Here is an 18,841-nt window from a genome sequence, read left to right as displayed (position 1 = left end):
GCCCCCTGACCCCAGCGAGGTGAAACGATGCTCCCGCTCGCAACCTTCGCCGCCTCGGCGGCCATCGGCGTCGGCAAGGCCATCGCCGGCTCGGTCGCCGCCAACGCCGCCAAGCCGGACGCGGCCGCCCCCGTCTCCGAGGCCGCCAAGGCCAAGGCCCGCAAGACGGCCACCGAGTTCGAATCGATGTTCCTGGAGCAGTCCCTCGACCGGCTCACGCAGTCGGAGGGCACGGACGGGCCGCTCGGCGAGAACGGCACCGGCGGCGGCGTCTACCGCTCGATGCTGACCAAGGAGTACGCCACCCAGGTCGTGAAGTCCGGCGGCGTCGGCATCGCCGACCAGGTCTACCGGGAGATGATGCGCCTGCAGGAGGGCGGCCGTGGCGCCTGACCGTGCCTCCGCCCCCGTCCGCATCGCGGACCGCGCCGGGGCCGAGGCCCTCGTCGCCGAGGTGATGGGCCTCATGCAGGCCCTGGAGACGGTGCTCGGCGAGGAGAGCGCCCATGTCCGCGAGGGCCGGCTCCGCCAGGGGCTCGACCTCACGCAGCGCAAGACCGCGCTCGCGGCCTCCTACTTCCAGGGGCTGGAGACGGCCAAGCTCAACGCCGTGGCGCTCGCGCGCTTCGCGCCGCAGGGCGTCGAGACGCTGAAGGCCGGCCACCGCCGCTTCGCGCAGGCCGTCGAGGCCAACCAGACGGTGCTGGCCACCGCCAAGACGGTGTCGGAGGGGCTGATCAAGTCGCTCGCCGACGAGATCGGGCGCAGCCGCGCCCCGAGCGTCTACGGCGCCCCCTCGGTCGCGCCCTCCCCTTACGGGCGCGGCACCCGCAGCGGGCCGCTGGTGCTCTCGCGCAGCCTGTGAGGGCGCAGAGGGCCGGCGCGGCCGTCAGGGCCGGCGATCAGGGCCGGCCGTGACCCATGCGCACGAAGGCGCGGACCGGGCCGTAATCCGAGTCCGTGCGGGTGTCGATCGCGAAGCGGCCCGCGGCCGAGGGGGCCGAGCGGGTCCCGGAGCCGGCGCGCAGGTCGATGCCGGCGCCGACGCGGCCCGACAGGCGGAAGCAGGTGCGGGCGCCCCGGGCGCGCACGAAGCCCGGCCCCTGCTCCGGGCAGGGCGCCAGCGCGTCCGCCGCGGGCGCGCGGGCCGGCTCCCTGGCGAGGGCGGGCCCGGCGGCGAGGCCGGCCGCGAGGACCAGGGCTCCGAGACGACTCACCATGCTGCGCTGACCTCCGGCACGGTCCATGTCGCCCGGACGGGCATGGCGATTCAAGAGAGGCGGCGGGCGAGCTCGCGGTGAAGATCGTCGATGTGTCCCTCGACCGCGTCGAGGAAGGCGTCGAGCTCGGGGGCGCGCAGCCGCAGGCGGGCGAGATCGCGCAGCAGGATGTCGAGGGCGATGACCTTGTCGCCGACCTGGTGGAAGTCCGAGACGTAGGCGTCGACCACGGCCTCGGCCTCGAGGATCGCCCCGGCCCGCGCCTCGGCGGCGAAGTGGCGCAGAGCCCGAACCGGCTGAGCCAGCTGTTCCATCACGTCCTCCCGTTCCCATCTCGCGACGCCCTTTCCCACGCGCGAAATGTCTGCTGACGCCCTCAAGGCGGCGACAATATGGTCGCGGCACCCGCCTAGGGGTCTCGCCGCAAGATCGGCCGAAGTTCGCGGCCCGTCACGGCTCCGTGCGGCAGCGGACTGGATTGATCGGATCAGAGATAGTTCACGAGCGAGAGCTTGGAGAGCATCGACGTGACCTGGTAGCTCGCCTGCAGCCGGTTCTGCACGGCCAGAAGCTTGGCCGCCACGTCTTCGAGCGGCGCGGTCTCGATCCCGTCGAGGCTGTCCTGCAGCGTCGCCCGGGTCGTGCGGTTGTTGTCCTCGGCGCTGGAGAGCGCGGCCGAGGCGAGGCTGTAGTCGCTCGCGATCTCGGGCAGGCCCGGCGAGGTCTTGGCGTTGGTGAGGATCGAGGCGGTGCGGTCGGCGAGCGCCGCGAAGCGGTCGTTCGTGACGGCTCCGGCCGGGTCGGCCAGGATCTCGACGGCGATCGCCGCCATGCCGGCGAGTGCCTCCTGGAAGGCCGGCTCGTTGGCGCGGCCGCCCACGGCGAGGTCGCGGTCCGTGCCGATGCGGACCGTGGCGGTGTCGCGGGCCGCCGTGCCCGAATCCTCGCCCTGGTACCAGATCACGGTCTTGTTCTGCGGCACCTGCCCGAAGACGGGGTTGCCCGCCGCGTCGGTGGTGATCCGCCGCGGCTCGAACCCGGCCACGGGCGAGCCCGCGAAGAAGTCCTTCGAGGCCCGGGTGGTCGAGCTCGCCGAGAGCGGCCCGGCGGCGGCGTTCTGCAGGGCGGTCTTGAGGGAGTTCCCGAGGTTCTGCGCGGTCGCCGCCGTGTCGGCGCCGATCACGAACTCGCCCGCCCCGCCGGTGGCGGGAGGCGCCTTGGCGGTGAGCTTCACCGTCGTCGTGGTGCCGTCGTGCAGCTTCAGGCTGACGGTGAGCGTGTCGCCGGGGTTCGGCTGCGCGGTCACCCCGATGTTGAAGGCCGCGGGCTGGCCGCTGCTGAACGTCGCCGTGATGGCGGGGCTCGCCGCGCTCTGGAAGCTCGCGACCTCGCCGCCGAGCCCGTTGAGGCCGGCATTCGCCGAGGCGAGGTCCGGGTAGAGAGGGAAGCTGTCCGTGGAGCCCGGCGGGACGGGGTTGCGCACCGTCAGGTCGAGGGTCTTCTGGCTGCCGTCGGGGAGGTTCACGACGACGCGGAAGCTCTCGCCCACCTGCGGCACGCGGCTCAGGGCGGCGGTCGTGGCTTGAGCGGTCGAGGTCGCCGTCACCGTGATGCCGCTGCCCGTCGTCGCGGGCGCCTGGGCGAGGCGGAAGCCGAAATTGGCGCGGCTCTGGCCGGTCGTGTCGTTGGGGTCCTCGGAGAGGTTGAGCGTCGTGCCGGGCGCCGTGGCCGGCGTCAGGGCGAGGCGGCCGGTCTTGGCCGGCGCGCCGAGATCGGCGGCCTTCTGCTCCAGCACCAGGGTGGTGAGGCCGGCGAGCCCCTTGGAGGCATCGCCCTTCAGGATGGTGTCGCTCGAGAGGACGGGCGGCTGGTCGGTGATGCGGCCGCCGAACAGGTACTGCCCGGCCGATTGCTGGTTCAGCGTGTCGAGGGCCTCGTCGAGGGTGGTGCGGGCGAGCTGCGCGTTCGTGGTCGCGCTGGCGCTGCCCAGGATGTTGTTGCTCAGGCCGGTGCTGAGCGTCGTCGCAAGCTTGATGAACTGGCTGACGCTGGCGCTGGCCAGCGACACCCGCGTCTTCGCGCTGGCGATCGCCGCGTCGTAGCCCTCGAGGGCGGAGAGCGTGGCGTGCGCGCTGAGGCTGGTGACGCGCCCGGAGCCGAGGCCGCCGTAGGTCTCCGAGGCCCGGCCCGTCGAGAGCTGCGTCGAGAGCGTGTCGAGCTGGTCCTTCAGGGTGAGGATGTTCTGGGTGTTGCGGTGCGTGACGTAGCTGCCGGCCGCGAAGGAGGAGATCGTCGTCATGGCGCGCCTCAGATCCGCAGGAGGGTGTCGAGCATGTCGCGGGCGGCGGTCAGCACGCGGGCGTTGGCGGTGTAGGCCGTCTGCAGCTCGATCAGGCGCGACATCTCCTCGTCGATGTTGACGCCCGCGCTCGCCGAGTAGCGTCCCTGCGCGGTGGCGAGGGCCACGCCCTGCCCCTCGTTGAGGCTCTGGGCGTTGACCGAGGCCGCGCCCTGCGCCGCGACGATGTCCTGCGCGAAGCCGACGACGCTGGCGCTGTGGGGCGCGTCGATGCCGCCGATGCCGCTCGCCGCCGAGAAGGTCTGCCTGGTGCTCGTCAGCGCGTCGTAGAGGAAGAGCGGGCGCACCGTGTCGGGCGAGGTGCTGGTGGCGCTCGCCGCCACGAGGGTGGCGGTGTTGTTGGCGACCGCCGGATTCAGGGTGAGGCGCTGCGCGAGCCCCGTGAGCTGGGAGCCGTTGTCGACCGAGCCGGTGACGAGGGTGCCCGCCCCGTCCGTGAAGAGCGGGATGTAGGGAAAGCCCGACGCGACGTCGCTCGCCGAGGCCGGCATCGTGATCCCGGCGCTCGCCCCGGCGACGCTCCAGGTGCCGGGGCTGGAGAAGCGCACGGTGCTGCCGCTCACCGCCGAGGCGGTGATGTCGGGCACCGCGGTGCCGCCCTGCGCCGTCAGGCGCGTCTGGACCGCGGCCAGGGCCTCCTGGAGCTTCGCCCCGTAGGTCGCCGGGCCGCCCGAGATGTCGAAGGTCTGCGCGATGCCGGAGGAATCGACGGTGAGGCTCGGGTCGGCCTGCGCGGTCGCCTTGTTCGAGGCGATCAGGATGATGTTGCGGACCGTGCCGTCCGCCCCCTTCACCGGCACCGTGACCGCGTTCCCGGGCTTGATGTTGGACAGGTCGATGTCCGCCCGCGCTCCGCCCGCCCCCGTGGTGAGCGTGCCCGTCACCGGCTTGTCGGTGAGCGCGCGGGCGAGCCCGGCGGCGAGGTCGTCGAGCTGGCGCTGCGCCTGGGGCAGGATCGTGTCGCGCAGCTCGAACTCGGCCGCGATGGTCCCGGAGCGGAGCGTTCCGGGCTCGCCGAGGTCGATCACCGCGCCGCCCGGCGTCGTCGCCGTGATCGTGCCCACGCCGCGCTTGGCCGGGTCCGTCGAGTAGGCGGTGTTGGCGTTGAGCGTGCCGCGCCCGTCGAAGCTGAGGGTGGCGGAGAGCCCCCGGTCGACGAGGGTGACGCCGGAGCTCGTCATGACGCTGACGGTGCCGTCGCGCTGCGCCACGGTCTTCACGTCGAAGTAGCTGGCGAGCTGCGTGATCTGCTGGTCGCGCTGGTCGAGGAGGGCCGCGCGGGTGGCGTCGTCGGCGGTGCCGGTGACCTTGATGTTGAGGTCGGCGATCGAGGCGAGCAGGTTGCTCGCGTCCCGCGTCTCGGTGCCGAGCCGGCTCTCGACGCCGCTGCGCAGCTCCTGCACGCTGTCGGCGATGCTGCCGATCTGGGCGGCCAGCGCGGACGCGGTCTGCACCGCCGTGGTGCGCGCGGCCGTGGAGTTGGTGTTGGCCGCGAGCGTCTGCAGCGCCTTCGTGAAGGTGTTGAGGATGCCGTCGAGCGCCGTCGAGGAGCCCGGCGTCCCGTAGAGCTTGTCGATCTGCGAGATGACGTCCGCCCGCGTCCCCGTATAGGCGGCGCCCGCGGTCTCGAGGCGCAGCTGCCGGAGCGCCGCCTCGTCGAAGGTGCGCGTCACGGTGCCCACCGCGACGCCGTTGTTGGCAGCCCCCTGCGAGACCGGCGTGAGGGTGCGGCGGACGTAGCCCGCCGTGCCGGCATTGGCGACGTTCTGCGAGACGAGGCCGATGGCGGCCTGCATCGCCTGCAGGCCGGCCGTCGCGGTGCCGAGGGCGTTCACCGACATGTCACACCTCCCGGCCGGGCTCGTTCGGGATTCCGGGCCCGCCGCCGTCAGCGGATCACGTTCAGCAGATCGGACATCATCTGCTGCGCGGTCGACATGACGCGCGTGTTCGCAGAATAGGCCTGCTGGGTTACGATCATCTTAGAGAATTCGCCGGCAATGTCGGTGTTCGACTGCTCGACGTTGCCGCCGACCACGGTCGAGCCCTGGAGGCCCGTGAGCGGCACGCCGGAATCGATCGTCTGCTGGTAGTTGCCCTCGGATTCGGGCTTCAGCCCGTCCGGGTTCACGAAGCGCACGAGACCGACCGTGGCGATGGGCAGGGCCGAGCCGTTCGAGTAGTTGCCGACGATCTTGCCGTCCGCGGTCACCGCGACGCTGTTGAGGTCGCCCTTGGTGTAGCCGTTCTGCGAGAGGATGTTGGTGGTCGTCTTGCCGGTGGCGTCCGAGTACTCGGTGAGGCCGTTCTTGCCGATGTTGACGACGACGTTGCCGAGGCTGGTGCCGTCGACCGTCAGGTTGGCGATCGTCACCTTGGCGGGCATGGTCGGGACCGCCTGCCCCGCGAGGTCGAAGCCGAAGCCGGTGCCCGCGTTGGTCCAGGCGGTGCTGGAGCCGGTGCCGCTCGAGGTGTTCGCGTAGTACAGGTTCCAGACCGCGGGCTGGGCGGGGGTGGTGCCGGTGGCAGCGGTGGCGTCGCTGATCTTCGCCCATCGGGTGGTGAGCGAGAGCGGCGCGCCGCTCTCGGTGTAGACCGTGAGCGACGGGCCGGCGATGCTGTTCGAGATGAAGTCGGCCGCGTTCGCCGCCGGGATCTGGAGGCCGTCCGTGCGCGTGCCGTCCACCGCCGTGACCACCGGGGCCGGGGTGATCGCGGCGGGCGGCCTGTAGAGGGCCGAGCCCGTCGTCGGCGAGTTCGCGGTGATCGGGGTCTTCGGCAGGTTCGCCGTGTAGGTGATCTCGGTGGTGGCACGGGCCGGCAGCGTCGCGTTCGAGACCTTGACCGGGCCCGTCGTGGTGACCTGGCCGGTGACCGGATCGAGGTTCTCGCCCTGCAGGTAGCCGCCCGCGCCGTTGACGAGGTAGCCGTCCCTGTCGACCGTGAAGTCGCCGCGCCGCGTGTAGAGGTTGGCGCCCGAGAAGCTCGGCTGGCCGTTGGCGTCGCCGGTCTTCTTCTGCACCACGAAGAAGCCGTCGCCGTTGATCGCCATGTTGGTCGAGACGTTGGTGGCGGTGATGTTGCCCTGGAGCGTGTTGGTGAGCTGCGCCTGGGCGAGCACCGTGCCGGCCACCTCGTGCTTGGGCGTCTGCTCGGCGATGAGGTCCACGAAGCTCGTGTCGATGCGCTTGTAGCCCGTCGTCTGCGAGTTCGCGATGTTCCCCGAGATGTTGCCGATGGCGTAGGACTGCGCCTTCAGTCCGGTGACCGCCGTCTGCAGCGCGGTGAAGATATCCATGGCTCGATGACCCGCCCTGAACGCGATGGGCACCGCGACCCGACGGGTGCCCGCCCGATCAGGCTGGCAACGGGCATGCCAAGGCCAAGTCCTTGAAAACACGAGGGCCGACCGGCCCTCCCGGCAAGAATGGCGGGGCCGCGCAGGGTACGGCCGGCAGCTTTTGCCGGGCGGTCCGGGCCGCCTCCGCCCGTTTACGCACCGTTATCGCCGGACTGTCTAGAATGGTCCCGAAGATGGTGGACGAAACCAGTCATGCGCGCGAAACGGACGAGCCTCGTCCACCTGATCTACTTCTCACGCCTGAACCTGTCCTCGGACCCGCAGCTGCGCGCGAGCCAGCTCGGCGACATCACGCGTCAGGCGCAGAAGAAGAACGAGTTCGCCGTCATCACGAGCTTCCTGATCATCGAGCAGAACTTCGCCGCCCAGGTGATCGAGGGCGAGCGCGGCTCGATCCAGGAGGCGTTCAACCGGATCGCCGAGGATCAGCGCCACCGCGACGTGCAGATCTGCGAGTGGCGCGAGATCGCCAAGCGCGAGTTCGTGCACTCCTTCAAGACCGGCATGCGCAACGCCGCCTCCGAGAGCCTGTTCAACAAGGCCAACCTGCTGCCGATGCTCCAGCGCGGCACGCCGAAGGCCAGCGCCATCCACGCCCTCGCGGTCGGCCTGCAATCCGACGCGATGTCCAAGCAGGGCATCGATCATCTCTTCATCTGACCTGACGCCGTCCCGGACCCGAGCCAACACCTGCCGAGCCAGCACCTGCCATGAGCGACACGCCCCCGATCCTCGTCGTGGACGACCAGGAGAAGCTCCTGAAGCTCGTCGTCATGCTGATGAACCGGCTCGGCTTCCCCGAGGTCGAGGGCGTGACGAGCGGGCCCGACGCGCTGGCGCTGATGCGTGAGCGCCGCTTCGCGCTGGTGATCGCCGACCTCGACATGGAGCCGATGGACGGGATCGCGCTCTTGCGCGAGATCCGGGCGGACGATGCCCTGATGAACACGCCCTTCATCCTGACCGAGTCGTCGTTCGACTTCGAGGACATCAACCTCGCCCATCAGGCGGGGGCCGACGCCTTCATCCTGAAGCCGTTCGACATGTCGGTCCTGAAGGGCAAGCTGAAGCAGGTGCTCAACCGCAAGCCGCGCCGGCGCGAGGCCCCGCTCGCCACGGAATCGACGCTGAGCATCGACTTCCCGATGCTCGGAAAGTTCTGAGGGCGCGACCCTCCCCGCCAACGCCCCCGATCCGCGCTCCCGAACCGCGCTCGTGACCTCCGCGGCCGAGCCCCGAACGGCGGGCCCGTCCGCCCGCCGGCGGCCCGATCAGGGCCCGACGATGCGCGGGACGAGGGTCTCCACGAGCCTCCGGGCGTGAGCGGTCGCCACGGCCTCGGTGGCGGCGAGGACCCGGACGGTGAGGAGGTCCCCGTCCCGGATCACGGTCGCGGTCGCGCCGGCAGTCCCTCCGAGGCTGTAGCTCGTGAGCCATCCGACCGCCGGGGCGACGGACAATCCCGATAGCCGGCAGGTGGGATTGCGGGCGCGGCAGAGGGCTTCGAGCTTGTCGAAGGTCGTCTGCCCGGACCGGACACGGCCCTCGGTCCCGTCCGACTGCCGCCCGAGCTGAAGGTCGACGATGGGGTCGCCCTCGCATCCGGTGCAGATGAGACGGAGCCTCTCCCGCTCGGCCTTCGCCTGGAAGCCTCGGCCGAGCGCCGTCCGGGCCTCGGCGGCGGCGGCCGTGAGGTCGCGCAGGGCGAAGCCATCCGCCGCGGCTGCGGGCACGAGGCCGAGGAGGGCGAAGGGAACGAGACGGGCGTGGCGCATGGGATGCTTCCGGTCCGGGGCCCGCCGCGCCGGCCCGCCGAGGCAGGATACGCGCGGCCCGCGCCTGTGATACGGACACGGCACGCGGCGGCAAGGGATCGCGGGGGGGCGGACGATGACGGAGTCACCGTCGGGGCACCGGAGCTTCCTCGTCCGGGAGATCTGCGAGCCCGAGGAGAACAGCCTGCGGGTCGTGATCGTGGAGACGACGACGCTCCCGGATCCCGAGCCGATGCCCGATCTGCCGCTGCTCGCCCGTCCGGTCGTCATCCTGGACGAGACGCCGTCGCTGGAACTGCTCTGGCCGGACTGCGTCGCCTACGCCGTCGAGAACGAAAGCTACGCGGCGCTCTCAGCGAGCGCCGGTCCGGTCTCGCCGTCGCTCCCGATGCTCCGGCGGTGCACGGCCTCGGCCTACCTGGATTACCTCGCCCGTGCCACCTTCGCGTCGGAGGCGTATCCGGGCCCGCTCACCCACTGGATCGTGATCACGCTCCGCCACGTCGTCAACGTCGTCTCGGTGGACGCTCCGCGCCCGCGGTGGCTCACCGAGCCGCGCGCCTACCCGATCTGTTGACCGAGGCCCCGGGAACCCGGCCGCTTGCCCGGGGTCAGCCCGCCCGCTTCTGGTAGTCCTTCACGTCCGTGAAGCGGATCTTCTCCCAGCGCTCCTCCTCGTAGCGCAGCGAGAAGGCGGTCGTGGCCATGAAGACCGGGGCGCCGTCGAGGTCGCTCGCCATCGATGAGCCGTGCGCGCCGACGAAGCGGTCGAGCTCGACCTCCGAATCCGCCGCGATCCAGCGGCAGACCGTGAAGCGGGTGGCGTCGTAGTCGACGGGCAGGCCGTACTCGGCCTGGAGGCGCTCCTTCAGCACGTCGAGCTGCAGGGCGCCGACCACGCCGACGATCGCCTGCGAGCCGTCATGCGGCAGGAAGACCTGCACGACGCCCTCCTCGCCCATCTGCTGGAGCGCCTCGCGCAGCTTCTTGGCCTTCATGGCGTCGGTGAGCTTCACGCGGCGCAGGATCTCGGGCGCGAAGCTCGGGACGCCGCGGAAGAGCAGGTCCTCGCCCTCGGTCAGCGTGTCGCCGATGCGCAGGGTGCCGTGGTTCGGGATGCCGACCACGTCGCCGGCGTAGGCCTCGTCGGCGATGGCGCGGTCCTGCGCGAAGAAGAATTGCGGCGCGGAGAGCGAGATCGGCTTGCCGGTGCGCACGAGGCGGGCCTTCATGCCCCGGTTCAGCCTGCCCGAGCAGACCCGCATGAAGGCGATGCGGTCCCGGTGGTTCGGGTCCATGTTCGCCTGGATCTTGAAGACGAAGCCGGTCATGCGCGGCTCGGTCGGCTCCACGAGCCGCTTGTCGGCGTCCTGGCCGCGGGGCGGCGGCGCGAAGCGAGCGAGCCCGTCGATGAGGTCGCGCACCCCGAAATTGCGCAGGGCCGAGCCGAAGAAGACGGGCGTCAGGTGGCCCTCGCGGAACGCGTCGAGATCGAACGCCTTGAGGCCGCCCTCGGCGAGCTCCGCCTCCTCGCGCCAGCCATCCGCCTCGCCGGCCTCGGTGAGCAGCGCGTCGAAGAGCGGGTCCTCGAACCCGGAGACCGGCACGACGCCGGCATCGTCCGCCGCGTCGAGCCGGCGCACCCGGTTCGCGCCGAGCTCGTAGGTGCCGGCGAAGCTGCGGCCGCGGCCGATCGGCCAGGTCACCGGCGCCACGTCGAGGGCGAGCGTCTTCTCGATCTCGTCGAGGAGGTCGAACGGGTCGCGCGCCTCGCGGTCGAGCTTGTTCACGAAGGTGACGATCGGGATGTCGCGCAGGCGGCAGACCTCGAACAGCTTGCGGGTGCGCGCCTCGATGCCCTTGGCCGCGTCGATCACCATCACGGCCGAGTCGACGGCCGTCAGCGTCCGGTAGGTGTCCTCCGAGAAGTCCTCGTGGCCCGGCGTGTCGAGCAGGTTGAAGACGCAGTCGCCGTACTCGAAGGTCATCACCGAGGTGACGACCGAGATGCCGCGCTCCTTCTCGATGCCCATCCAGTCGGAGCGGGTCGAGACCCGGTTGCGCTTGGCCTTGACCTCGCCGGCGAGCTGGATGGCGCCGCCGAACAAGAGGAGCTTTTCGGTCAGCGTGGTCTTGCCGGCGTCGGGGTGCGAGATGATCGCGAAGGTGCGGCGCCGGGAGACCGGGTCCGAGGGGGCTCGCGCCGCCTTGGCGTCGCTGGAATCGTGCGTCTGCATCAGCATGGCGGACAACGGCTCTCGCGCCCCGCGCGGGGCGTTCGTCGTCGCGGCCGGGGGTTCGCCCTTGGGCCGCGGGGTGTCGAGGGGGCGTGCGCCCGGCCGGGACCGGGCGACGGCAGCCGCTATGTATGGGCAACGGGCCGGATTGGCAAAGGCGGCCCTCCCCTCAGCCCCGGCCGATATAGGGCATCTTGGTCGCCACCACGGTCATGAACTGGACGTTGGCCGAGAGCGGCAGCCCCGCCATGTAGACGACGGCGTCGGCGACGTGGGCGGCGTCCATCACGGGCTCCGGCCGCATCGAGCCGTCCGCCTGCCGGGCGCCGTCAGCGAAGGCGCGCGTCATGTCGGTCTCGGCATTGCCGACGTCGATCTGCCCGCAGGCGATGTCGTGGGCCCGCCCGTCGAGGGAGGTGGCGCGGGTGAGCCCGGTGATGGCGTGCTTGGTGGCAGCGTAGGGCGCCGAGTTCGGCCGCGGCACCTGCGCGGCGATGGAGCCGTTGTTGATGATGCGCCCGCCGCGCGGATCCTGCGCCTTCATCTGGCGGAAGGCGGCGCGGGTGCAGAGGAAGGCGCCCGTGAGGTTGGTGTCGACGCTCGCGCGCCAATCCTCCAGGCTCACCGCGTCGACGGGCACGGCCGGCGTGAACACGCCCGCGTTGTTGAAGAGCACGTCCACCCGCCCGAATGCCCCGACCGTCTCGGCGAACAGCCGGTCGACGGAATCCGGGTCGGTGACGTCGGTGGCGATCGCCCGCGCCTCCGGGCCGATCTCGGCGCGGAGGGCCTCCAGCGGCCCGGCACGCCGCCCGGCCAGCGCCACCGCGTAGCCCGCCCGCCCGAGCCCGAGCGCCACGGCCCGGCCGATCCCGGACCCCGCCCCCGTCACGATCGCCACCGGCTTGCCCATCTGGCCTCTCTCCTCACGCGCCCGCAATCCTGTTGCCTCCGGACGCGCCGCCGTCTAGACAGCGCGGGCCTCGGTGGGGCGTCGCCAAGTGGTAAGGCAGCGGTTTTTGGTACCGCCATTCCCAGGTTCGAATCCTGGCGCCCCAGCCAACACCCGACAGATCGTTGTCTGTCAGACACTTAGCCGAAAATCGGGAACGCGAGAAGGGCCTCCGCCGTAACACCCTGCCGGGTGCCACGTCCGGTAGGGACCAACCGCGAACAGTCACGTTTTCTGGTCACGTCCGCTCCCGGCTCCGCCTGTCGCTCTAGGCCGATCACCGCGAGCCGACGGCCTCACGTCCGCCGACGCCGCCGACCGACAGGAATGCGGCATCTGCGGGAGCGACGTGAACACGACGGCTCCGGACGCGGCGCTGCTCGGCCCTTTCGCGCTCGTCGCTTAACACACAAGACCGTCGATCGCATTCGCAGGCGATGTTCGGCGCCCCATGATTTCGAATATTTTTGAAATTGAAGCCATGATTTTCGCTCCTACTATAAAATCCTTCGGCGGTTGCGTATTGCGAAAACTCACTTGAATAATATTTTTACTTATGTAATTGCGGTTGTATATAAATTAAATATGCCGATTATATAACTAGCAACTGTATTTGCTTAACAAATAATTTACGTAAGATCCACACGTATAGGCGCCTACTATGATAATAAACCATATTATAAATATAACATTTCTATTCTCACTTGCAAGAAATTCTAGCTACCTGCTGTATCTCATCAATAATAAATATAAAATGAAAACAAACGGTATGGCATTCGCAGCGGCCATGATAGCGAAAAAATTACTAAGATTTTTATTTGAACGTCCAAAATAAATGATGGAGATCAAGCTTTCAATTAACACGAATATGGATATAAATATAAATAAAGCCGAATTCTTTGAAATCTTATGTGTCATTTTTGACATCACCTCATGGGACTACGTGATTGATCAGAGGAAGCATTACATTTCATCGCTCATGCCCCGACTCCATGATGCGCCTGGACGTATGACCGCTCGCCCACGTGCTTGCGCGCCACACGGTACAGCCAGCGCTCGTGGTTGCCCGGGATGGTCAGGTAGGCCTCGCTGAGCTGCAGCACCCGCCGGTCCTCCACCGCCGTCCGGAACCACTCGCTCAGCCTCACGTCCACGCTCCCGCGCCGTTCTGCGAAAATCGCTTCCTCAATCAGCGCAAAGGTCCGCTCCGCGCCGAATCCCCCGTCGGGCCGGATGTTCGTCGTGTAGCGCGTGCCCTGCAGACGCTCCAGGCTCGCTCGCATCAGATCGTACTCGCGCCCGCTCCCGGTTAGTCCACGCGCCTTCAGTAGACGGCGCGGGTTCAGGCTGACCACCTCGGGCACCGCGCTGCCCTGCGGTTGCTCGTGGATGAGCTTGCTGGCGATTAGATGTTATGCGCTCGACGTTTGTCCTCTTTGGCCAAGTCAAACGAACGAAGAAGGTCTAGAGTGGGAGGTCTCCATTAGTTCTGAACGTACGGAGGCGGAGATGATGAGTTCATGGACACGCAGCAGCGTGTTGACTATCGCCCTTCTTCTCGGGACGTTCGGAGGAGAAGCGCAGGCGGGTCCGAGCGTCCGCGTTGCTCAGGGCACGGTCACGATCCCCACCGAAGCGCAAATCAACCGCATGGAGCAGGATTCGATCACGGCGCCCCCGCTTGATGTGAGCGACGGCGTCCTGCGAGGCAGCGAAGGGTTGCAGATCCGGCAGCTGGATCGGCGTGATCACCGCATCGATCAGAGGCTTCTGAAGCACGACGGCGTCTGCGACGACTGCTGATCAAGGTCAGGCGCCGGGGACGTCTGCACGGAACCGGACGCGCCTCGCGGGAACGCTCTGACCTGTACCGGTAACTTCCCCGAGCACGACAAGGCCGAAATGACGAGAGGGGCGTAATGATGTCGGACGTAACGCCCATCGATCCCAGTCCTGAGACGACGGGCCAGGAGCGGCCCGCCGTTCGCGTGCCGCGCCGTCGACGCTGGGGCCGCCTCCTCGCTGTTATCGGGGGGCTGCTCCTCGTCGCCGCAGGGTTCGGGTTGGCTCACGTCTGGTCGCCGCACGCCAACCTGCGCATCACCACGGGTCCGCCCGGTAGTACGGCGCAGCGCTTCATCTCCGCCTTCGCGACGGTCGCGAAGACGCAGCACCCCCGCATCAACCTAGACCTAGTGCAGGTCGACGACCTTGCGGCGAGCGCCAAAGCGCTGGAAGAGGGCCGCACCGACCTTGCCATCGTGCGAAGCGACGTGGCACCGCCTGCCAATGGCCAGACCATCGTCATCCTGCGCCGGGACGTCGTCGGCTTTATCCTGCCGCCCAAGAGTCATGTCAGCTCCATCGCGAACTTGGCAGGCAAAACGGTCGGCATTCCGGCCGGGCGATTGCAGGCTTACAATACCCAGATCCTCGACACGGTGCTGAGCTTCTTCGACGTGCCGGCGAAGGACGTCAGCAGGGTCTTCCTGTCACTCGACGAACTGGGTGAGGCCGTCCGGGCGAAGAAGGTGGCGGCCGTCCTCGCCGTTGGTCCTTTAGCACCGGGCGAGGCCGTCGACGCCGTCGCGGCGATCGCCCGCGCGACGAAGGGCACACCGGGACTCCTCTCGCTCGACGAAGCGGAGACCATCGGCAAACGCTTTCCCGGCTTCGAGTCGATCGACGTGCCTGCTGGTGCGCTTCGGGCAAGGCCGGCCACACCAAGCGACACCGTGACGACGCTCGCTGTCACCTATCGGTTCGCCGCACCGGAGCTGATGCCGAATGTGGTCGCAGCGGCCATTGCCCGCTCGATTCTGACGACGAAGGCCAAGTTCATGGCGCTGACGCCGCTCGCCAACCAGATCGAGGCGCCCGACCCGGACGCCAAGGGGTCGCTCCTGCCGGTGCACCCCGGTGTTGCGGATTACCTGAACAACGGGGATCAGAGCTTCTTCGACCAGTTCCAGCAATATTTCTACGTCGGTGGCGTCGCCGTCAGCCTCGCCGGCTCGCTGTTTGCCGCCGCGACGACCTACTGGAGCCGGCGCCGGTCGGAGGCGGATTGGCGGCCGATCAAGCGGCTGGTCGAGATTGCGGATGCGGCGCCTTGCGCGGACGCCTCTGGGCTGGCCGCGTTGGACGAGGAATTCCACCAGCTCGTCTCGGCTGTTCTGGGCATCTCGCCCGGGGGCGGCGACACGGATCGGATGTCAGCCTTCTCGACGGCCCTGGCGCATGCGCGGCACACCCTGGATCAGCGACGGGCAAGCCTCGCACGGGAGCCGGGGCTTCGGCCCGCCACAACGCTCATCGCGGCGCAGTGAGCGTTCACGGCCTCGGCTGACTTGGTGCTTCTGTCCCTATCCTGAAGCGAGCCGCGGCGCGATCGCAACCGGACTGGTCGAGCGAAACGGCAACCGTCTTCAAGGGGCGGCGAACGGAGACCGGGTCGGAACCTGCGACTCAACGCCATCTGAGACTACGCTGCCGGGCTTCAGCAGGATCGTCCGCAACCTCGTGTGGCCGAGCACCCGACCGAGTTCGCGGTAAGCGAAATAGGGCGTCAGTGCCACCAGCAAGATCCAGGCAAGCGAGACGAGGCCCGCCGGGCCTCCGGCAACCTCGGGGAGGACCTGTCCTACCGTCTTGCCGTGCCACGCCCCCTCCAGCACTGCTTCCACCATGTACGCCGCGACCAGCACGACGGTGAATGCCGACACGCGGTAAAGGATCACCGTGACAAGGCGTCCCGCCTCCAAGCGTCGCCCGATGAGTAGGGAGCCGACGCCTACCGCCTCGGCCAGCAGCATGATCTTGGCAAACACCAGCGCGTTGATCAGGCCAAGCACGTAAAAGTGATGACTCGAGTAGTGCGGAACATCGTGGTCGATGCGGACGTAGATGTTGAGACTGAACAGGATCAATGTTCCTAAGACCACGATGAGGTAGAGAGCAAACCAGAGATAGCGCTCGGCCTCATTGATGGCGCGCCGGGTCCATGAATGCTCGGGGATCTTCGCAGCGGGGCCACCGAGGCCTGTTGCCGGTGCAGTCTGAGCTTCCGTTCGATTCGCTTTGAGCTTCACGGATCACCTCCTGCGTTCTGACAGGAGCGAGCGCAGCGCGGCTGCCGGTGCTATCGTGGCTCGCTTCAGCTTCGGCGTCTCCGCCTGACGGCTATTCCGCCCCGGCCTGCTTCTTGAGACCTCCTGTCCGGCTTCGGCTCTCACTCGGCTGGACAGCGCTGATAGCTCTGGAGGCTTTTGAAGTCCGACCCCAGCGAGACCATGCCGTTCTCCCCTGAAACGAGGATCAGGTTCGCAATCGACGGCTGCGGCTGTTCGCCGGTCGAGCAGCGCATGTGAGCGGAGTAGATCGCACCGGCTCGTCCAGCGGTTTCACCAACCCAGTCGATCGTGCATCGCGTGTCGGCGCGGGTATATGTCGACGCGGTGATTGAGAGGGGTGGCTGATCGTTCTTGATGCAGGATTGACCAGCCGCAATCCACTCGCCCCAGAACACTTCCGGGACCGCCTTGTGGCGCTTGATGTCCGCAGTCGCAGCATGGGAAGTAATAAGGAAAAGGAAGAGGGAGACCGCGGCCATGCAGGTGAAGCGCATGCAGGCCTCCTGTTTCTTGGGTGCGTTCGACCATCAGCGCGTGTCCCGGACCGGGTGTTCTGGAGCGCGTGAGCATGTGTCGAGAGCGGCATCAGATCGCAGCGCGATGCAGCATACGAACCCCGAGAAAAGCAGCTTGACCAAATGAGACATCGGCTCACTTTCGGATCGGAAGCGCGCTGGATGCCTGACGTTCCAACAGGGCTTGGCGAGAACAGAGGTGGGCGGAAGTGGGGCGTCTGCTTAGCCCGGCAGTTCGCCCGAAAGCTGCCCTTCCGCTGACGGCCAATTCCGGCCGTCGAGATGCGTGAGATCAGACTGTCCGAAAACCGGCTTCTCGAAGACCCGCTCTCGTGAAGCGCTGCGTTTTGTGAGGCGCCTATATCAGTGATGAACGTGCGCCGCAGCACCCACCTGCGAGAAGCTAAACCGCAGCGGGCATGAGGAGACACAATTTCGATACGTCGGAAAAGCCATCTGAAGATCGCTCAAGGCCCGACCCGTCTCACCATCAGTGGCTCGGATCGCCCTTGGAGCAGCACTTCCTGCAGTGACGGCGCCTCAATCTTCGCCGCCGCGTAGACCGCCTCCGACACGAGCGCGATGCAGCCGAGCGACTTGGTCATGCTCTCCAGGCGGGACGCCACATTGACGGTGTCGCCGAGCGCCGTGAACCGGGCATCCGTGTGATCCCCCATCTCACCGACGATCGCCGCACCGGCATGCAGGCCGAAGCCGTAGCGCAGGGTCTGACCGAGATCGGCGGCGAGCAGCCGGTTCAGGCCGGCGACGTGCTTCGTGATCAGGTCCACGCCCCGCAGGGCCTGCTGTGCCCCCATCTCGGGGTCGGTCTGCAGGCCGAACAGCGCGAGCATCCCGTCCCCCAGCAACTGGTTGACCGATCCGCCCGCCTCGCGCACCGCGTCGCCGACCGCCCCGAGGAAGCGGTTGATGATGAACACGGTGTCGTAGGGAAGGCGCTCCTCCGCCAGCCGCGTCGAGTCCCGCAGATCGACGAACATGGCGACGATGAACCGCACTTCGCCGGCCTGCGCCGGCTCGGCCCTGCGCGCCGGCAGCTGGCGCGGCGGGAACAGCGGCGTGATGGCGAGATCGTGGGTCGGGTTCAACTGGCACGCCAGCCGGACTCCGGGCGTCGCCCCGATGCGGTCGAGCACGGCCTGCTCGGCCTTGGACGGAATGGGCAGGCTGCGCCCGTCGTCTCCGTCGAACACCCGGACACGGCAGGTCGAGCAGCGCCCGCGCCCACCGCAGACGCTGGCATGCGGGATGTTGTGACGCCGGCTCGCTTCGAGAACGTTCGTGCCGCGCGGCACCCTGACCGCGCGCCCGTCGGGGTAGCTGATGCGGATCGTTCCGTGCCGCACCTCCAGGAGGGTCCGCAGGCCGCGCGCGGCGATGACGAGGGCGATCGCCGAGCCGTAGCTCGTCAGCAGGGCGTCGCGGATCGCCCTGAGGCGCGCGATCTTGTCTGCCTGACCCACGTGGATCGGCGCGAGGGCCTCCGCTTTCCAGGCCGGATCCTGTGCCAGCAGCGCGATGCTGCGGCCGCCCTGGACGAAGCCGAGCAGCGCGAGGATCGAGACGAGCACGGCTCCCGCGAGCAGCCAGGGGCTCACCGTCGAGAAGCCCGGCTTCAGCCGGAGCCAGAAGAACAACCCGAGGCATCCATGCACCCAGGCGAGGATCAGGAGTGTGGATTGCATCACCCCGTTCGCGGGCGAGGCGACCCAGAAGACGTAGAGTTCCTGCGCGTAGCCCTTCTCGAGCCCTTCCGTGCTGAAGGCGATCCGGGTCCCGACGACGTGGGTGGCGAGCAGGAGCGGGACCGCCAGCCCCAGAACCAGCTGAAGCAGCTCGGAGACGCGCCATTGGAAGAAGCGGCGCTCGTAGAGCGCGTAGAGGCCGAGCAGGAGGTGGGCGGTCAGGGCCGCGTAGAGCAGGACAAGCCCGAGCGGGTTCAGCCAGATCGCCGACGCGACATCCAGACCGGCGTCCATCGCCGACAGCGAGACGTTGCCCAGCGCGTGGTTGAGGAGGTGCGTGAGCACGTAGCCGAACACGACGAGCCCGCTGCCGAGCCGGACTCGGCGGAGCGTCAGGCGTCGGAAGGCTGTGAATGGGGTCAACCACATGACGCTGATGGCCGCTGCGGCGGGCCCCGGGCGGGCAGCCGCATGCGTGCGCGGATTTGCGAAGGTCACGCTATAGCACAGCTCACGGGCGCGACGCCTCGACGGGCCGAGACCGGAGGTGGGCATCGCGGCCCGGGTTCGGGCCGGGCGCGGA

At 68.5% G+C, this 18,841-nt stretch carries 19 protein-coding genes and 1 tRNA gene; 8 read left to right on the top strand and 12 right to left on the bottom strand.

Going from position 1 to position 18,841, the window contains the following annotated elements:
* Nucleotides 1-27 precede the first annotated feature (27 nt).
* Both MOX02_RS07305 and MOX02_RS07300 read left to right on the top strand, forming a co-directional pair.
* Complete coding sequence (locus tag MOX02_RS07305; protein WP_147025149.1) at nt 28-393, top strand: rod-binding protein; 366 nt, start codon at nt 28-30, stop codon at nt 391-393.
* Nucleotides 383-865: a hypothetical protein gene (locus MOX02_RS07300; protein WP_147025148.1), complete on the top strand. Its 483-nt coding sequence runs from the start codon at nt 383-385 to the stop codon at nt 863-865. Before MOX02_RS07305 ends, MOX02_RS07300 begins: the two co-directional genes overlap by 11 nt.
* Nucleotides 866-902: 37 nt before the next feature.
* Here MOX02_RS07300 and MOX02_RS07295 read toward each other — a convergent pair whose 3' ends face one another.
* The 5 genes from MOX02_RS07295 to MOX02_RS07275 all read right to left on the bottom strand — a co-directional run bounded on the left by MOX02_RS07295 (nt 903) and on the right by MOX02_RS07275 (nt 6,877).
* Complete coding sequence (locus MOX02_RS07295; RefSeq protein ID WP_170267712.1) at nt 903-1,220, bottom strand: hypothetical protein; 318 nt, start codon at nt 1,218-1,220, stop codon at nt 903-905.
* A gap of 50 nt (nt 1,221-1,270) precedes the next feature.
* Nucleotides 1,271-1,534, bottom strand: a complete 264-nt coding sequence (locus MOX02_RS07290) for a hypothetical protein (RefSeq protein ID WP_147025146.1) — start codon at nt 1,532-1,534, stop codon at nt 1,271-1,273.
* 173 nt (nt 1,535-1,707) lie between these two features.
* On the bottom strand, nt 1,708-3,519 hold the full coding sequence (locus MOX02_RS07285; RefSeq protein WP_147025145.1) for a flagellin family protein: 1,812 nt from the start codon (nt 3,517-3,519) through the stop codon (nt 1,708-1,710).
* 8 nt (nt 3,520-3,527) lie between these two features.
* Nucleotides 3,528-5,420: a flagellar hook-associated protein FlgK gene (flgK, locus tag MOX02_RS07280; RefSeq protein WP_147025144.1), complete on the bottom strand. Its 1,893-nt coding sequence runs from the start codon at nt 5,418-5,420 to the stop codon at nt 3,528-3,530.
* A 47-nt stretch (nt 5,421-5,467) separates the two neighbouring features.
* Nucleotides 5,468-6,877: a flagellar hook protein FlgE gene (locus MOX02_RS07275; RefSeq protein WP_147025143.1), complete on the bottom strand. Its 1,410-nt coding sequence runs from the start codon at nt 6,875-6,877 to the stop codon at nt 5,468-5,470.
* Between the two features lie 255 nt (nt 6,878-7,132).
* On the opposite strand from MOX02_RS07275, the gene MOX02_RS07270 reads away from it, so the two are divergent.
* Together MOX02_RS07270 and MOX02_RS07265 are read left to right on the top strand one after the other, a co-directional pair.
* The gene (locus tag MOX02_RS07270; protein ID WP_147025142.1) at nt 7,133-7,600 is read left to right on the top strand and encodes a BLUF domain-containing protein; all 468 of its coding nucleotides are present in this window, start codon (nt 7,133-7,135) and stop codon (nt 7,598-7,600) included.
* Between the two features lie 50 nt (nt 7,601-7,650).
* Entirely contained in the window at nt 7,651-8,103 is a 453-nt protein-coding gene (locus MOX02_RS07265) for a response regulator (RefSeq protein WP_147025141.1), read from the top strand.
* A gap of 108 nt (nt 8,104-8,211) precedes the next feature.
* Here MOX02_RS07265 and MOX02_RS07260 read toward each other — a convergent pair whose 3' ends face one another.
* Entirely contained in the window at nt 8,212-8,715 is a 504-nt protein-coding gene (locus MOX02_RS07260) for a hypothetical protein (protein WP_147025140.1), read from the bottom strand.
* Between the two features lie 115 nt (nt 8,716-8,830).
* Here MOX02_RS07260 and MOX02_RS07255 point away from each other — a divergent pair, with 115 nt between their 5' ends.
* The gene (locus MOX02_RS07255; RefSeq protein WP_147025139.1) at nt 8,831-9,292 is read left to right on the top strand and encodes a hypothetical protein; all 462 of its coding nucleotides are present in this window, start codon (nt 8,831-8,833) and stop codon (nt 9,290-9,292) included.
* A 34-nt stretch (nt 9,293-9,326) separates the two neighbouring features.
* Here MOX02_RS07255 and MOX02_RS07250 read toward each other — a convergent pair whose 3' ends face one another.
* On the bottom strand, nt 9,327-10,958 hold the full coding sequence (locus MOX02_RS07250; protein WP_147025138.1) for a peptide chain release factor 3: 1,632 nt from the start codon (nt 10,956-10,958) through the stop codon (nt 9,327-9,329).
* A 163-nt stretch (nt 10,959-11,121) separates the two neighbouring features.
* Complete coding sequence (locus MOX02_RS07245) at nt 11,122-11,865, bottom strand: SDR family oxidoreductase (protein ID WP_147025137.1); 744 nt, start codon at nt 11,863-11,865, stop codon at nt 11,122-11,124.
* Between the two features lie 74 nt (nt 11,866-11,939).
* Between MOX02_RS07245 and MOX02_RS07240 the strand changes: the two genes are divergently transcribed.
* Nucleotides 11,940-12,014, top strand: a tRNA-Gln gene (locus MOX02_RS07240).
* 867 nt (nt 12,015-12,881) lie between these two features.
* Here MOX02_RS07240 and MOX02_RS07235 read toward each other — a convergent pair.
* Complete coding sequence (locus tag MOX02_RS07235) at nt 12,882-13,310, bottom strand: replication initiator protein A (RefSeq protein ID WP_147025136.1); 429 nt, start codon at nt 13,308-13,310, stop codon at nt 12,882-12,884.
* Between the two features lie 103 nt (nt 13,311-13,413).
* Here MOX02_RS07235 and MOX02_RS07230 point away from each other — a divergent pair, with 103 nt between their 5' ends.
* Nucleotides 13,414-13,707 carry a hypothetical protein gene (locus MOX02_RS07230; RefSeq protein WP_147025135.1) on the top strand — a complete coding sequence of 98 codons (294 nt, stop codon included), beginning with the start codon at nt 13,414-13,416 and terminating at the stop codon, nt 13,705-13,707.
* A gap of 116 nt (nt 13,708-13,823) precedes the next feature.
* Nucleotides 13,824-15,233 (top strand): TAXI family TRAP transporter solute-binding subunit, encoded by a 1,410-nt coding sequence (locus MOX02_RS07225; protein ID WP_238178774.1) that lies wholly within the window; start codon nt 13,824-13,826, stop codon nt 15,231-15,233.
* 99 nt (nt 15,234-15,332) lie between these two features.
* Here the strand turns inward: MOX02_RS07225 and MOX02_RS07220 are convergent, their stop codons facing one another.
* The 3 genes from MOX02_RS07220 to MOX02_RS07210 all read right to left on the bottom strand — a co-directional run bounded on the left by MOX02_RS07220 (nt 15,333) and on the right by MOX02_RS07210 (nt 18,687).
* Nucleotides 15,333-15,995: a hypothetical protein gene (locus tag MOX02_RS07220; protein ID WP_147025134.1), complete on the bottom strand. Its 663-nt coding sequence runs from the start codon at nt 15,993-15,995 to the stop codon at nt 15,333-15,335.
* Between the two features lie 140 nt (nt 15,996-16,135).
* Nucleotides 16,136-16,531 carry a hypothetical protein gene (locus tag MOX02_RS07215; protein ID WP_147025133.1) on the bottom strand — a complete coding sequence of 132 codons (396 nt, stop codon included), beginning with the start codon at nt 16,529-16,531 and terminating at the stop codon, nt 16,136-16,138.
* A gap of 488 nt (nt 16,532-17,019) precedes the next feature.
* Nucleotides 17,020-18,687, bottom strand: coding sequence for an adenylate/guanylate cyclase domain-containing protein (locus MOX02_RS07210; protein WP_147025132.1), 1,668 nt, complete (start codon nt 18,685-18,687; stop codon nt 17,020-17,022).
* Between the last annotated feature and the right edge of the window lie 154 nt (nt 18,688-18,841).

This window comes from Methylobacterium oxalidis (assembly GCF_007992195.1).
Taxonomy (GTDB): domain Bacteria; phylum Pseudomonadota; class Alphaproteobacteria; order Rhizobiales; family Beijerinckiaceae; genus Methylobacterium; species Methylobacterium oxalidis.
Note: the sequence above shows the minus strand (reverse complement) of the source record. Positions and strands in the feature narration are given on the sequence as shown.